This is a genomic window from Hoeflea sp. (genome assembly GCF_984452065.1).
The window spans coordinates 1-14089 of record NZ_CFHWAF010000117.1 but is presented as its reverse complement, the minus strand read 5'-3'; the positions used below and the strand labels follow the sequence as shown (position 1 = coordinate 14089).

Genomic DNA, 14089 nt, shown 5'->3' with positions numbered 1-14089 from the left:
CGGGTTCTGGACACATCCAGTGCTTTGTCAAGCGTTGCCTTGTGTGCCTCAAAAAAAGCGCTCATTCTTTCCTCCTGACGGATCAGTCAACCATTGATCCAATCATTGACCAACCGGTCGGTTTATGCAACATAAATTGAGGAGGCAGATCGTGACATCTGATTTGAGGGGAGAACGGCGATGAACGACGGCAAGGTACTCGTGGATCAGCGCGACGGTTATGTCGTCATAACACTCAATCGTCCGGACAAGCTGAATGCGTTCACCCCGGTTCAAAACAAATCCCTTCTGGAAGCGCTGAACCAGGCCGACGAGGATCCCGATTGCAGGGCGGTGGTGCTCACCGGCGCGGGACGCGGGTTTTGTGCCGGGCAGGATCTCGATGAGCGCGCTCCGCAGGGAGAGCCTGCCGATCTCGGCCACACGATCGAAACCTATTTCAATCCGCTTGTGCGCAAGATCCGCGCCATACAGTTTCCGATCATCTGCGCGGTCAATGGAGTCGCAGCGGGCGCGGGCGCGAATGTCGCGCTTGCGTGCGATATCGTCCTCGCATCGCGATCCGCAAAGTTCATTCAGGCGTTCGCCAAGATCGGGCTTGTGCCGGACAGCGGCGGATCGTGGACGGTGACGCGCCTGATTGGAGAGGCGCGGGCAAAGGCCATTATGCTGACGGGCACCCCGGTGGACGCTGAAACGGCGGAAGCGTGGGGGTTGATCTGGAAAGCAGTCGATGCCGGGGCCCTGATGGAGGAAGCGCATGCCTTGGCTGCGTCGTTTGCCAAGGGGCCGACCATCGGGCTCGGCCTGACCAAGACTTTGATTCAGGCCGCCTGCGAAAACGATCTCGATACGCAACTCGATCTGGAGCGCGATCTGCAACGCGAGGCGGGCAAAACACCGGATTACGCCGAGGGCGTATCGGCGTTCCTGGAAAAACGGGTGCCTGCCTTCACCGGGCGGAGATAGTACGGTGACGGAAGGCAGCGGTGATCTGAAATCCATGAGTGCCGATGGACTGGCTCGCGCCTGTGCTGACGCCATGTGGGCGAACGACAAGGCGTCGAAGCATATGGGTATGAAGATCGAGGCGATTTCGGCGGGGTCCGCGACGCTTTCGATGATCGTTCTCGATCACATGACCAACGGCCACGATATCTGTCACGGTGGATACATCTTCACGCTGGCGGACAGCGCCTTTGCCTTCGCCTGCAACGGTTACAATCAGGCCACCGTTGCACAGCATTGCGCCATAACGTTCCTGTTGCCGGTCAAATCGGGTGAGAAGCTCACGGCGACGGCGCGGGAGATCCAGAAAGCCGGTCGCGGAGGAATTTACGATATTCGGGTGACGCGGGACGACGGAGACGTGGTGGCCGAGTTCCGCGGTCATTCGCGTACGGTCAAGGGAACACATCTGCCGGACGAAGGCTGACGCCGGCGGCCCGCAGACGGGAGGATGCATCGATGCAGGCACAACCAAGACATGAAGCCGGAGCGCCGGCGACGATCGCGGCCGAAAAACATCCCGGCCTCGATGCCATCGAAACGGCGTCGAGGGACGAGATCGCCGGCCTGCAGCTACGGCGGCTGAAGGAAACCCTGTGCCACGCCTATGACAATTCGCCGTTTTACAAGGCGCATTTCGACAATAACGGCGTTCACCCCGACGACCTTGCGAGCCTTGAAGACCTCGCGCGGTTTCCCTTCACCATAAAACAGGACCTGCGTGACAACTATCCGTTTTCCATGTTCTCGGTTCCGCGTGAGCGGCTCGCGCGCGTGCATGCCTCCTCGGGGACAACAGGCAAGCCGACAGTAGTCGGCTATACGGATCGCGATATCGACACCTGGTCCCATCTTGTCGCGCGGTCGATCTATGCGAGTGGCGGGCGCCCCGGCGAAATGGTGCATGTCGCCTATGGCTACGGCCTGTTCACAGGCGGTCTCGGCGCCCATTACGGCGCCGAGAAACTCGGCTGCACCGTCGTGCCCGTCTCCGGCGGGATGACCGAGCGGCAGGTCACGCTGATCCACGATTTCAAGCCGCAGATCATCATGGTCACACCGTCCTACATGTTGTCTGTGCTCGATGAATTCCGTCGCGCGGGCATCGACCCGAGGGAGGCATCGCTCAAGGTCGGGATATTCGGCGCCGAGCCCTGGACGAACTCCATGCGCAGCGAAATCGAGGACGCCTTCGACATGGACGCCGTTGATATTTACGGCCTGTCGGAGGTCATGGGTCCGGGCGTTGCCAATGAATGCGTGGAGACAAAGGACGGTCTGCATATCTGGGAGGATCACTTTTATCCGGAGATCATCGATCCCGACACCGGTGAGCTGTTGCCGGACGGCGAGAAGGGCGAACTCGTATTCACGTCGCTGACCAAGGAGGCCTTTCCGATCATCCGCTACCGCACGCGGGATCTGACACGGCTGCTGCCGGGGACCGCCCGCACCATGCGGCGCATGGAAAAGGTGACCGGGCGCTCGGACGATATGATGATCGTGCGCGGCGTGAACATCTTCCCGACGCAGATTGAGGAACAACTGCTCAAATGTAGCGGCCTGACCCCGCACTACCAGATCGAACTCACACGTGAGGGCCGCATGGACACCATGATCATCAACGTCGAAGCGACGGAGGATGCGGCCGGTGAGGATGAACGGCAAGCGAGCGGCAAGGAACTGGCCGGGCATGTCAAAAGCACCTTGGGCGTGACGGCCAGGGTGACGGTGAAAGAGCCGGGAGGCGTGGAACGGTCAGCCGGCAAAGCGCGGCGCGTTGTCGACAGCCGCAAAACCGACTAAACCGGTCCGCGAGAACGGGGGAACCTTTGGCCAGAACGAAAGCCCTGGATTATGACGTCAAGCGGGGCGCGATCCTGCAATCGGCGGCGAGGCTCTTTGCGGATGTCGGCTATGACCGCTCGTCCATGTCGCAGCTCGCGGAGGTTTGCGGTGTCTCCAAGGCGTTGCTTTACCACTATTATTCCGGCAAGGACGCGCTCTTATACGATGTGATCGGCTCCCATCTGAAAGAGCTTTGCCTGACGGTCGAAGCGGCCGACCGGCCGGATGCGGACCCGGAGGAGCGCATCGAACTGCTGATCGCCGCGCTGCTGGACGCGTATCGCGAGGCCGATCACGAGCACAAGGTTCAGATCAACGAGATGAAACATCTTCCGCGCGAGCAGCAGGAGGCACTGAAGGATCTTGAGCGGCGTCTGGTCGCCTGTTTTGCCGATGCGGTTCGCGGGATAAATCCGGATCTTGCTCCAAGGCTCGTCAAGCCCGTGACGATGTCGCTCTTTGGCATGTTGAACTGGCATTATATGTGGTTTCGGCCCAAGGGCGGCATCGGCCGGGAGGAATATGCGAAGCTGGCAAGCCGGCTCATTGTCGATGGCACACGCGGCTTGAGCTAAGTTGCCCTGTCGGCGCCGACAGGTCATATAGGCGCTATGTCTGATTCCGCCGCCAGAGAAGTCGAAGCGCTTGTTGACGGTTTCCATGCGCAGGAGCGCATCCGCGTCTGGTCCCTGGTTATCACCGTTTTTGGAGATGCGGTTATTCCCCGTGGCGGAGAGCTTTGGCTCGGGTCGCTGCAGGAGCTGATGGGTCGCCTCCGCATCGAGCCGACGGCCCTGCGCGCGGCGATGTCACGCCTGACGGCGGATGGCTGGCTGACGCGCATCAAGACCGGCCGCAAGAGCTTTTACCGGCTTGCGCCTGCAGGGGAGGAGGAGTTCGCGCAGGCCGGGCTGAGGATCTACGGTGCTGCCGCGAGCCGGTGGTCCGGCCAATGGCTGGTGCTGGTCCTTTCAGGCGAAGCGGGCGAGGGACGGGATGTCCGACGCAGGCAGTTGCGGGCAAATGGCTTCGGCGCGCTGACCCCGACCGTGTTTGTGCGACCGGATGTCGGCAATGACGCGGCGGCACCCGTCCTCCAAAGCGGCGAGTTCCTGTTCAAGTCGGTCCTTGATGGCGGGACGGACGCGCGGTCCATGGTCTCGCAGGCCTGGCAGTTGCATGACGTCGAGCAGACCTATGCGGGCTTTATCGCGCTGTTCGGTCCGCTCAAGCGTGTTCTGGACAATGGGGCGAAACCTGATCCGCTGACCGCCATGGCCGCACGAAGCCTCCTCATTCACCACTTTCGCCGTCTGGCGCTGCGCGATCCGGCATTTCCGTCCGAGCTTACACCGCCGATGTGGCCGGGTGATGAAGCGCGGCGGTTGGCTTCTGCGATTTACATGCATCTGGCAAAGCCGAGCGAAGCGTGGCTTGATACCTGCGTGAATTCGCATGAACAGGCGATCGCCCGGCCCGAAATTGACATTGCGCGGCGCTTTGCCGGGTAAGCGGGATTCCCTCTTTGTGTTACGGAAATATCGTTGACGATGTTATTTTTGTAACGTATAATCTTTCTAAATTGGAGAAGGATCAGGGATATGTACTCACAGGGGCTTATTGGCGCCGACGGCAAGACTGATGAGGACGAGGCGTTTCTGGCCGCATTTCAGGCGCGTATCGACGCCGAGCAGAAGATCGAGCCGAACGATCCGATGCCCGAAGGCTATCGCAAGACGCTGATCCGCCAGATATCGCAGCACGCCCATTCCGAAATCATCGGCATGCAGCCCGAGGGCAACTGGATTACCCGTGCGCCGTCCCTGCGCCGGAAGGCGGCTTTGCTCGCGAAGGTCCAGGACGAGGGCGGGCACGGTCTTTATCTCTATTCGGCCGCCGAGACGCTCGGCGTCAGCCGGGAGGAGATGACCGGACAGCTTCTGTCGGGCGCTGCCAAATACTCCTCGATCTTCAACTATCCGGCGCTGACCTGGGCCGATATCGGCGCCATTGGCTGGCTTGTCGACGGCGCGGCCATCATGAACCAGATCGCGCTGTGCCGCTGTTCCTATGGTCCCTATGCCCGGGCGATGATCCGCATCTGCAAGGAAGAGAGCTTCCATCAGCGCCAAGGCTACGAGATCCTCATTACCCTGTGCAACGGCTCGGACGAACAAAGGGCAATGGCGCAGGATGCGCTGGACCGTTTCTGGTGGCCTTCGCTGATGATGTTCGGCCCGTCGGAGGGCGAATCGGTTCATTCACAGCAATCGATGCTGTGGAAGATCAAGCGTTTTTCCAATGACGATCTGCGCGACAAGTTCATCAACGCGACCGTCCCGCAGGCCGAGTTCCTGGGCCTGAAGGCTCCCGATCCCGAACTGAAATGGAACGAGGACAAGCAGGGCTACGACCACGGCGACATCGACTGGGACGAGTTCTGGCGCGTGGTCAAGGGCGACGGCATCTGCAACCGCGAACGCATGCGCACCCGCCGCAGGGTGGAGCGGGAGGGCGCCTGGGTCCGTGAGGCGGCGCTGGCCTACGCCGAAAAGCGCGCCGAGCGCGAAGCCTCAGCCAGGGTCGCGGCCGAATAGCAAGCGCCCGCATTCAGTCTCCTTATCTTATGAAAAGGTGTTTCCATGACCGAAGCTGCAACTCCTTTATGGGAAGTCTTTATCCGAGCCCGCAACGGTCTGAGCCACAAACACGCCGGATCGATCCACGCGGCGGATGCCGAGCTTGCGCTGCAGGCCGCGCGCGACGTCTATACGCGGCGCGGCGAAGGGCAGAGCGTCTGGGTGGTGCGTTCGAGCGATATCGTCGCGTCCGATCCGGTTGAAAAAGACATGATGTTCGAGCCGACCGCATCGAAGATCTACCGGCATCCGACCTTCTATGAAATTCCCGAAGACGTCGGAAACATGTGAGGCGACAATGGCGAACGATCAGACACTGTTCACCTATGTTCTGCGTCTGGCGGATGATCACCTGATCCTCAGCCAGCGGCTGGGCGAGCTTTGCGGCCAGGGCCCGACACTGGAGGAAGATCTGGCGCTCACCAATATCGCGCTTGACCTGATGGGGCAGGCAAGGGCGCTTTATGCCTATGCGGGTGAGGTGGAAGGCAAGGGCCGGGATGAGGATCAACTTGCCTTCCTGCGCTATGAACGTGACTATCTTAACGCGCTGATTGCCGAACTTCCCAATGGTGATTTTGCCCAGACCATTACGCGCCAGTTCTTTGTCGCCGCCTTCATGGTGCCCTTCTGGCGGGAGATGGAGCGCTCCACGGATGCCACGCTGAGCGCCATTGCGGCCAAAGCCAGCAAGGAGGTGGCCTATCATCTGCGCCACACCTCCGAATGGGTCATTCGCCTTGGCGACGGGACGGATGAAAGCCATGCGCGCATGGAAGAGGCGCTCGATGCGCTGGTGATGTACACCGGAGAACTGTTTGAGAGCGACGAGGTCACCAGGGCAGCGGTCGGTGCCGGCTACGCCGTCGATCCGCAGACGCTCGCCGGCGAGTGGCGGCAGACGGTGGATGCCGTCTTGAAAGAGGCGACGCTGACACTTCCCGAAGCCGGCCATATGCAGACCGGCGGGCGAAGCGGGCTTCATACCGAGCATCTCGGCCATGTCCTCAGTGAGTTGCAGTATATGCAGCGCACCTATCCCGGGCTGAGCTGGTAGCCGCCATGAGCGGGGTCGTCGACATGAGCAAACCGGACACCGGCCATCGCAAGGCGGCCTGGGACGCCGCGGCCGCCGTGCCCGATCCGGAGATACCCGTCGTCACGGTGGAGGACCTCGGTATCCTGCGCTCTGTCGATGTCGACGCCGACGGGCGGGTCGTCGCGCGGGTCACGCCCACCTATTCGGGATGTCCGGCGACACAATTCATCGAGCAGATGGTGCTGGAGGCGCTTCAGTCCGCCGGTTTCGAGGATGCCCGCGTGGAGGCCGTTCTCAGCCCGGCCTGGACGACCGACTGGATCAGCGATGAAGGGCGCAGGAAGCTGCGGGAGTACGGCATCGCGCCGCCCGAAAAATCATCGAACTCCAAACGCGCCCTGTTCGGCGAAGCCGTGGTTCAGTGTCCGCATTGCGCAGCGGCTGAAACCGAACGCGTCAGCGAGTTCGGGTCGACGCCCTGCAAGGCGCTCTACCGCTGCCTGAGCTGCCGGGAACCGTTTGATTACTTCAAGTGTCTTTGAGGAACGAGCATGGCCCAATTTCACTCGCTTAAGATTGCCGAGGTCCGACGGGAGACCGACGATGCGGTGTCCATTGCCTTCAGCGTTCCGGACGAGAGCAGGGCAGCCTTCGCCTTTGTGCCCGGCCAGTATCTGACCTTGCGGGCCAACGTGGACGGCGAAGCCGTACAGCGGACCTATTCCATCTGCAGCGGCCTGGATGAGGATGAATTGCGGGTCGCGATCAAGCGTGTCGACGGCGGCGTCTTTTCCAATTTCGCCAACGATAATCTTGAGCCCGGCATGGAACTGGACGTGATGGCGCCGCAGGGACGGTTCACCGCCAGGCCTTCGGGCGATAGCGGCAATCACTATGTGGCCTTTACCGCGGGGTCCGGAATCACGCCGGTCTTTTCGATCGTCAAGACCATCCTCATGCGCGAGCCGGACAGCACCTTCACGATGTTCTACGGCAACAGGGACCGGGCGTCGGTCATTTTCCGGGAGCAACTGGAGGATTTGAAGGACCGATTTCTGGAGCGCTTTACACTCGTCCACGTGCTCAGCCGCGAAGGCCAGGATGTCGACCTCCTGCACGGCCGGCTGGACGCCGAGCGTATTGCGCGCTTTGCCGGATCCGGGCTGTTCGATCCGGCAACGGTGACAAATATCTTCCTGTGCGGACCGGGTGACATGATCGAAGCCGGGCGCGCGACACTTGAAGCTCTCGGCGTTTCTTCCGAGCGGATACGTTTCGAACTGTTCACGCCGGCCGAAGGCAGCGCGCCGCGTGCCGAGCGCTCTGAGGAAGCCAAACAGGCGGCCGAACAGGGCGTCGACGTCGAGGCTCTCCTGGACGGCGCGTCGCGATCGATCGTGATGGGCGCTCAGGACGACAACGTCGTCGACGCGGCGCATCGCAATGGTATTGAGCTGCCGTTTTCCTGCAAGGGCGGCATGTGCTGCACCTGCCGGTGCAAGGTGCGTGACGGCGAAGTCGAGATGGCGTCCAATTATTCCCTTGAGCCCTGGGAACTGGACGCCGGTTTTGTTCTGGCCTGCCAGTCGCGCCCGCTGACCGGAAAGATAGTGCTCGACTTCGACGAGGTCTGACGCTTCTTCGCAAACCTTAGCTTGTCCGTTTTCTGACCGATGCTGATCCCGCCGCGACATCAAAGGTCACAGGCACCGCAGGCCGGTTTCCCTGCTTGCGGTGATTTTTTCAAAAAATCCCGTATACTCCTATAAAGATGCAATAATTTAAAAACTGACAAAAAAACTCTTGTTTTTTCCCGCCATGCCTGCAATGTCTGCGCCGCGAATGAGATGAATTCGAGGTGCGGTCCTTAGATGTGTCTTCCGCCATGCACAGTGGTGGAGATGGCTGGTGTTGGGTTAGTGTCGCTTTGAGTTGGGATCTGCATAATCTGTTTGTGCTTCACGCGGGCGATATCACCAAGGCGCTGCGGCGCCGTGGCCTCGATGAAGATACAGCGGCTGAACTTACCCAGGACACATTCGTGCGCGTGTTGGCAAGGCCGCCGCGCGTGAGCAAGGCCACCTATAATCCTGCGGCTTATCTGTTCAGGATCGCGCGCAATCTGTGTATCGACCACCAGCGTCGCAAACGACTTTTTTTTTGGGTCGAACTGCCGCCGGACGATTTTGCATCCATCGCTGATCCTTCGCCTTCGCCGGAGACAATTGTTTATGACAAGCAGCGGCTGGCGCTGACCAGAGCGGCGCTGGCGGAATTGCCGACGCGGACCCGCCGGGCTTTCGAGATGCATCGCATCGGTGAGATGACGATCGCTGAAGTTGCCGCGGAGATTGATCTTTCCGTCTCGCGAACATGGTCATTGATCCGCGACGCATATCAGCACATCGACACCAGGTTGGCCGGCTTGTAGATTTGCCTGCCGCTGATGTGAAAAAAGTGGCACGCTCATTCGTAATCTATATGGGAGCGGTCAAGCATCTGCAGGACACATAAAATTCGGCCGCGGAAGTTGATCAGGGACATGTGATGAGCGAAGTACCGGATGATCGTCAGCTTTTCATTGAAGCGACTGATCTGGCAATTCGTCTTCAGGACGACCCGGGTAACGAAGATTCGGTTGAGAAGATCAAAGTCTGGGTTGCTCAAAGCCCGGAGCACGCCCGGATGTGGGCACGCGTATGCGAGATCCACGGCATGGCCGGCAAGGTTCTGTTTGACCGGCGGCAAGCCGGAGACAGAGGCAAGCTCTCACGCCGTACCGTCATCAAGAGTGGCGTGTTAGGTCTTGCCGCCGTCGGGACCGGCTATCTGGTAATCCCGGGCATCATCATGAATGCCAGGGCGGACCACAGGACCGGGACCGGGGAAATACAGGCAATCGAATTGTCAAATTCCAGCATGATCGCGCTTGGGCCGGAAACGGCAATCGCAATCGATTCCACGGATGACGAGACAAGAATAGATCTGCTGTCCGGTATGGCCTATTTTCAGATCGCAAGCGATTTCGGGCACCGCCTCGCGGTTGTCGCCGGTCCCTTGACGGCCACGACCCTGGACGCGGTCTTCGAGGTTTCCATCGATGCGGGAAACATTACGGTTTCCACCGAGAGCGGCAGCGTCGATTCGCGGATCGCCGGTCCGGTGGCGGGCAATACCGAACAGCTCGATGCCGGTTCCTGGATCACGCTGGACAGTGCGACCAATCTCTACACCAGAGGAATACGCGATGCGGCGCAGGTTGCGCGCTGGCGCGATGGCCTTCTCGTCGCTGAAAACGAGACCGTGTCGACTTTGGTCGCCAAAATATCGCGCTGGCATCGCGGTATGGTGCTGATTGTTGATCACGGCCTGGAAACACTGCGTGTCAGCGGCGTGTTCGATCTGAGCGATCCTCTTGACGCTCTTCGTGCCGTGGTCTCGCCCTTTGGAGGCAATGTGCGCGAATTCGCCGGCGTCGTGACGATTACGTCTCTCGTTTAAAAAATCTGAAAAAAGAGAAAATTCCGGAACCCCGCTCGTAAAGCAATACGGGAACGCTGGAGCGCCCCGTGAGGCAGGCACCGTCGTAAGCGTACAGTACAGGAGTGGGTGACATGGTTTATGGCGGAACGCTCAGATCAATAGGCAGGCTGGGCAGAAAAGCGACCGTAGCGGGATTGCTCGCAACAACGACCTTGTCATTTGCGGTATCCTTGGCCACAGGTGAAGTCCGCGCGCAGCAGGGCGCGGTAACAGATTTCGATATTCCCGCGGGTCCGCTTGGCGCCGCCCTGGCCGCCTTTGGCGTTCAGTCCCGTACTCAGGTTTCCTATGACGCGTCGATTGTTTTCGGCAAGACCTCTTCCGGTGTTCGCGGTTCGCTATCGCCTGAGGAAACGATCGCTCGGATATTACAGGGCTCCGGCCTGCGCTATTCTTTTGCCGCTGATTCGCGCGTCCTGATATCCGAGTCAGGCGTTCTCATATCCGAACAGTCTGCGGAAGGCGGCTCGTCGCTGCTTGAAACGATCATAGTTGGCGACTCCGAGCAGCGCAGCAAAGACGAGGACGTGCCCTTTACCACGCCGGGCTCTGACGCCCACATCTCACAGGAGCAGATCAACCGTGTCCCGCCGAGCGCGCCGGGCGACATTTTCCGCACCGTGCCGGGCGTCTTCTCCAGCGCCGGCAATGACGGCAATTCGCTCAACGTCAATATCCGTGGCGCGCAGGGCCTGAACCGCGTCCGCACGATGGTGGAAGGAACGCAGCAGGAAACCACCGGCAACAGAGGCTATGCCGGCTCGGATCAGCGCAGTTATGTCGATCCTACATTTATCGGCGGGGTCGATGTTTCCAAAGGTCCGGGTAAAGGCCCCTATGGCTCCGGCTCCACGTCCGGTGTCGTCAATGTTCGCCTGCTCGATGCCGGCGATCTCGTCCCGGAAGGCAGCAATAACGCCATCCGCTTGATTGGCGGCATAAGCGGCAACGCCATCGCCCCGACTTGCGGTATAAGGGACACCGTTGCTTGTGCTAGCCTTCACCTTCTGGGAACCGATACCGGCCTTCGCCCGGATGACGGCGAGGTTTTCTCCGACGACAACTGGTTCGGCAGCCTCGCGGCCGCACACCAGTCTGAGCACTTCGAGTTCGTCGCGGCCTATGCGCGGCGCACCGAAGGCAATTACTTTGCCGGCAAGAACGGCGACGAAACCTTCAACGCCAGCAACAGCAAGGGTGTTCAAACCGAGTTTCCGTTCAGCAATATCGGGCCAGGCCAAGAGGTGCCCAACACATCCGAGGCGACCGAGTCGCTTCTGCTGAAGGGAACAGCTTTCTTTGACGACGGTCATTCGATCCATGCGGGCTTTACCTATTATGACAGCCAGTTCGGCATGGCCTTTCCGACCAATCTGGTAAGTTTTGAACCGTCGCAGACCACGCTCAACGATGTGGAAAGCAAGCGGGGCTGGCTGCGCTACCATTGGGAGTCCGACAACGACCTGATCAATTTCAACGCCAATGTCTGGGGAACGCATATACGAGAAAAGGGGGAGTTGCGTCAGGCCCCGCAGAAAAACGCCAGCTGGGGCACGGAAATCTGGAATACAAGCATCGTCGATACCGGTATCGGCGAACTGACCATGACCTATGGCGGCGAATATTCCCGCTCCGACGGCATCATCGATCTCAATGTGCCACTTAACCGTACCGACTATGCGGTTGGTCTGCCTCCGGTCGTCACCAACAATGGATATGCATCCGATTTCGACGGCACGCGCGAGGTGTTCGGCAGTCATTTCAACGCCGCGTTCAGTCCAACTGAATGGCTTACCTTAAATGCTGGCGTGCGCTACGACAGATTTGAAGGCACCAGCACGACAATCACCAACAAACGTGCCGTCGGCTTTGACAACGCCGCCTTTACGGCCGAACTGAACCGGCTGGAGAATGCACTGTTCGACGCGGAAGATGCGTGCGACAGTCTTTGGCCGGACACCGCCGCTGTTGATGCATGTTATTTAGCCAATGTCGTACCAGCACGAAATGAATACAATCGTATCTGGTCGAGGACAAACGAATTCCGAACTGGTTTCGAGGAAACACTCACACAACGAAACGAAAGCACCAAGGATCGCCTTTCTCCGAATTTCGGCGTGACACTGGAGCCGCTCTCGATGGTGTGCAACTGTTTGCGCTCTATGCGGAAGGCTTCCGTGCGCTGAGCCTGGTGGAACTCGGCCAGAGCTATGCTTTCGGAACGACGTTTGATCCCTTTCTGGAGCCGGAGATTCTCAAAACCCGGGAATTCGGCGTGAATTATCTCGACGACAACGTGTTCCTGCCTGATGACACGCTTCGCTTCAAGCTCGTCTATTTCGACAATGATTATGAGAACTTCATCGCGCGGCCTTATCTGGGCGCGCCATTCACGAACATTGACAATGTATCGGTCTCCGGCATCGAAACCACCATGTTCTATGACACAGGCCGCGTGTTCGCCGACCTCAATTTCAGCTACTATACCGAGATGCCGTCGAACATTGGAACCGTTGTATCCAGCCTGCGGCAACCGCGCTACAGCGGCACGCTGACCGCCGGCACACGGTGGTTCGACGAGCGGCTGGAACTGGGCGGGCGCCTGACCTTTTTCGATGAACGGCAGCCGGATGTGGGCGACGAACTGACCCTTTCCGATGTGCCCAGATACTGGCAATCCAATGCGATCGTCGACGTCTTCGGCTCATACAACTTCAATGAAAACACGTCGCTCGACTTCAGTGTCGAAAACATAGCGGACGAATATTATCTGCCGCCGTTGTTCGTCAATCGAATGCCGGCGCCGGGCCGTACGTTCCGCCTGGGTTTCACCACTTCATTCGACTTTTGAGGATCGGGCAAAGGACGAAACGGACACCAAAATACATCGACCCGGTCGCTTTTTTTCAGGTGGCGGCCTGTTTGATAACCTCTTTAACCCGACAGAATTTGTTGATGGCATGACGACGATCGAAACCAAACGAACAGTCTCCCATATCTCGCTTTCGAAGCGTGTGAAGGAGGCAACACGTCCGGCGCATGACGGTCTCGACGCAAAAATCATGGCGTGCGAGCCATTTTCGAGCCGTGAACGATATTGCCTGTTCCTCAAAGTCCAGCACGGTTTTCATCGTGATATCGATGCATTGTATGAGAATAAGGCGCTTGGAACACTGTTTGCTGACTTGTCAGGCTGCCGGCGGCTTGGTCTGATTGAGCACGACCTTTTCGATCTGAAGACAGATATGCCGCTCTACGATGAACCGCCAATATTTTGCGACGGCGCGACGGCTGAACTGCCGCCGGCGCTTGGATGGCTTTATGTTGCAGAAGGGTCGAACCTTGGCGCGGCCATATTGTTACAACAGGTGGCCCGCCTCAAATTGTCGGCGGCATTCGGCGCGCGGCACCTTGCCGGCTCGCCGAAAGGCCGCAAGAGGCAGTGGCGCAGTTTCATCGACGTGTTGGATTCCCTTCTGTTGTCCAATGAGGAAGAAAACCGTGTTGTTGCCGGTGCGCAAAGCGCATTCGATCGTGTATCGGAACTGCTTCACAACACATTCGTCGACTGATCATGGGCAAGGTTCACATAATCCGTTAATGTCGCATCCGGCTTGACCTCGGGCTTTGGTTCACGGAAAAGCCGCTTGATGAACTCAACGACAAAGACGCGATTCGGGCTGGTTCTGCTGCCTCGGCAATACCTGCGGCACGCCGGTTGCCTTGGCCGTCCTGGTGTCGTTCGGATATGGCAGCATGCTCATGCTGATTATCTTTTGCTACCTGCCTGGAATGGCAGCACATTTCGTCATGCATAGGCGCCGGTTGCTGCGCTAGCGAGTTGTGATCAGATTGACGCATTTGACTGCGGCGATTTTGGTCGCTGACAAGGCGGGTTGCGCGCCGTGGTGCTGTCCCACCACAAGCGTAAGCCAACGCGGTCAGAGGGCAAAATCGCCCGGCCCGTTCATCTCTGAATTTCAACACGACAGTCCTTTCAGGGGTGGCGGCA

Annotated in this window: 15 protein-coding genes; all 15 read left to right on the top strand. The window is 59.2% G+C overall.

The window, feature by feature from the left end; genetic code table 11:
* Positions 1-180 precede the first annotated feature (180 nt).
* The 15 genes from paaG to AC5E6N_RS18565 all read left to right on the top strand — a co-directional run bounded on the left by paaG (position 181) and on the right by AC5E6N_RS18565 (position 13649).
* Positions 181-969, top strand: coding sequence for a 2-(1,2-epoxy-1,2-dihydrophenyl)acetyl-CoA isomerase PaaG (gene paaG, locus AC5E6N_RS18635; RefSeq protein WP_491749223.1), 789 nt, complete (start codon positions 181-183; stop codon positions 967-969).
* A 34-nt stretch (positions 970-1003) separates the two neighbouring features.
* Positions 1004-1435 carry a hydroxyphenylacetyl-CoA thioesterase PaaI gene (gene paaI, locus AC5E6N_RS18630; protein ID WP_491749224.1) on the top strand — a complete coding sequence of 144 codons (432 nt, stop codon included), beginning with the start codon at positions 1004-1006 and terminating at the stop codon, positions 1433-1435.
* A gap of 32 nt (positions 1436-1467) precedes the next feature.
* Positions 1468-2814 (top strand): phenylacetate--CoA ligase PaaK, encoded by a 1347-nt coding sequence (gene paaK / locus AC5E6N_RS18625; protein ID WP_491749222.1) that lies wholly within the window; start codon positions 1468-1470, stop codon positions 2812-2814.
* A gap of 26 nt (positions 2815-2840) precedes the next feature.
* The gene (locus AC5E6N_RS18620; RefSeq protein ID WP_491749221.1) at positions 2841-3431 is read left to right on the top strand and encodes a TetR/AcrR family transcriptional regulator; all 591 of its coding nucleotides are present in this window, start codon (positions 2841-2843) and stop codon (positions 3429-3431) included.
* 36 nt (positions 3432-3467) lie between these two features.
* Positions 3468-4367: a PaaX family transcriptional regulator gene (locus AC5E6N_RS18615; protein ID WP_491749220.1), complete on the top strand. Its 900-nt coding sequence runs from the start codon at positions 3468-3470 to the stop codon at positions 4365-4367.
* Positions 4368-4457: 90 nt separating this feature from the next.
* A complete protein-coding gene (gene paaA / locus AC5E6N_RS18610; RefSeq protein ID WP_491749219.1) occupies positions 4458-5453 on the top strand; it encodes a 1,2-phenylacetyl-CoA epoxidase subunit PaaA in 996 nt (331 codons plus the stop codon).
* A gap of 45 nt (positions 5454-5498) precedes the next feature.
* Entirely contained in the window at positions 5499-5786 is a 288-nt protein-coding gene (gene paaB, locus AC5E6N_RS18605) for a 1,2-phenylacetyl-CoA epoxidase subunit PaaB (RefSeq protein ID WP_491749218.1), read from the top strand.
* 7 nt (positions 5787-5793) lie between these two features.
* Entirely contained in the window at positions 5794-6552 is a 759-nt protein-coding gene (gene paaC / locus AC5E6N_RS18600) for a 1,2-phenylacetyl-CoA epoxidase subunit PaaC (RefSeq protein ID WP_491749217.1), read from the top strand.
* Between the two features lie 5 nt (positions 6553-6557).
* The gene (gene paaD, locus AC5E6N_RS18595) at positions 6558-7076 is read left to right on the top strand and encodes a 1,2-phenylacetyl-CoA epoxidase subunit PaaD (protein ID WP_491749216.1); all 519 of its coding nucleotides are present in this window, start codon (positions 6558-6560) and stop codon (positions 7074-7076) included.
* 9 nt (positions 7077-7085) lie between these two features.
* Positions 7086-8168, top strand: coding sequence for a 1,2-phenylacetyl-CoA epoxidase subunit PaaE (paaE, locus tag AC5E6N_RS18590; RefSeq protein WP_491749215.1), 1083 nt, complete (start codon positions 7086-7088; stop codon positions 8166-8168).
* A 239-nt stretch (positions 8169-8407) separates the two neighbouring features.
* Positions 8408-8965 carry an RNA polymerase sigma factor gene (locus AC5E6N_RS18585; RefSeq protein WP_491749214.1) on the top strand — a complete coding sequence of 186 codons (558 nt, stop codon included), beginning with the start codon at positions 8408-8410 and terminating at the stop codon, positions 8963-8965.
* A gap of 116 nt (positions 8966-9081) precedes the next feature.
* Complete coding sequence (locus tag AC5E6N_RS18580) at positions 9082-10035, top strand: FecR family protein (RefSeq protein ID WP_491749213.1); 954 nt, start codon at positions 9082-9084, stop codon at positions 10033-10035.
* A 212-nt stretch (positions 10036-10247) separates the two neighbouring features.
* Positions 10248-12263, top strand: coding sequence for a TonB-dependent receptor (locus AC5E6N_RS18575; RefSeq protein ID WP_491749212.1), 2016 nt, complete (start codon positions 10248-10250; stop codon positions 12261-12263).
* Entirely contained in the window at positions 12221-12928 is a 708-nt protein-coding gene (locus AC5E6N_RS18570; RefSeq protein ID WP_491749211.1) for a TonB-dependent receptor domain-containing protein, read from the top strand. Before AC5E6N_RS18575 ends, AC5E6N_RS18570 begins: the two co-directional genes overlap by 43 nt.
* A gap of 109 nt (positions 12929-13037) precedes the next feature.
* Positions 13038-13649, top strand: coding sequence for a biliverdin-producing heme oxygenase (locus AC5E6N_RS18565; RefSeq protein ID WP_491749210.1), 612 nt, complete (start codon positions 13038-13040; stop codon positions 13647-13649).
* The last annotated feature ends 440 nt before the right edge of the window (positions 13650-14089 follow it).

Excerpts from the sequence above, each read along its gene's own strand:
- paaG (WP_491749223.1), top strand. The coding sequence starts at position 181 with ATGAACGACGGCAAGGTACTCGTGGATCAGCGCGACGGTTATGTCGTC.
- AC5E6N_RS18615 (WP_491749220.1), top strand. The coding sequence starts at position 3,468 with ATGTCTGATTCCGCCGCCAGAGAAGTCGAAGCGCTTGTTGACGGTTTC.
- paaK (WP_491749222.1), top strand. The coding sequence starts at position 1,468 with ATGCAGGCACAACCAAGACATGAAGCCGGAGCGCCGGCGACGATCGCG.
- AC5E6N_RS18565 (WP_491749210.1), top strand. The coding sequence starts at position 13,038 with ATGACGACGATCGAAACCAAACGAACAGTCTCCCATATCTCGCTTTCG.
- paaB (WP_491749218.1), top strand. The coding sequence starts at position 5,499 with ATGACCGAAGCTGCAACTCCTTTATGGGAAGTCTTTATCCGAGCCCGC.
- AC5E6N_RS18580 (WP_491749213.1), top strand. The coding sequence starts at position 9,082 with ATGAGCGAAGTACCGGATGATCGTCAGCTTTTCATTGAAGCGACTGAT.
- paaE (WP_491749215.1), top strand. The coding sequence starts at position 7,086 with ATGGCCCAATTTCACTCGCTTAAGATTGCCGAGGTCCGACGGGAGACC.
- paaA (WP_491749219.1), top strand. The coding sequence starts at position 4,458 with ATGTACTCACAGGGGCTTATTGGCGCCGACGGCAAGACTGATGAGGAC.
- paaI (WP_491749224.1), top strand. The coding sequence starts at position 1,004 with ATGAGTGCCGATGGACTGGCTCGCGCCTGTGCTGACGCCATGTGGGCG.
- paaC (WP_491749217.1), top strand. The coding sequence starts at position 5,794 with ATGGCGAACGATCAGACACTGTTCACCTATGTTCTGCGTCTGGCGGAT.
- paaD (WP_491749216.1), top strand. The coding sequence starts at position 6,558 with ATGAGCGGGGTCGTCGACATGAGCAAACCGGACACCGGCCATCGCAAG.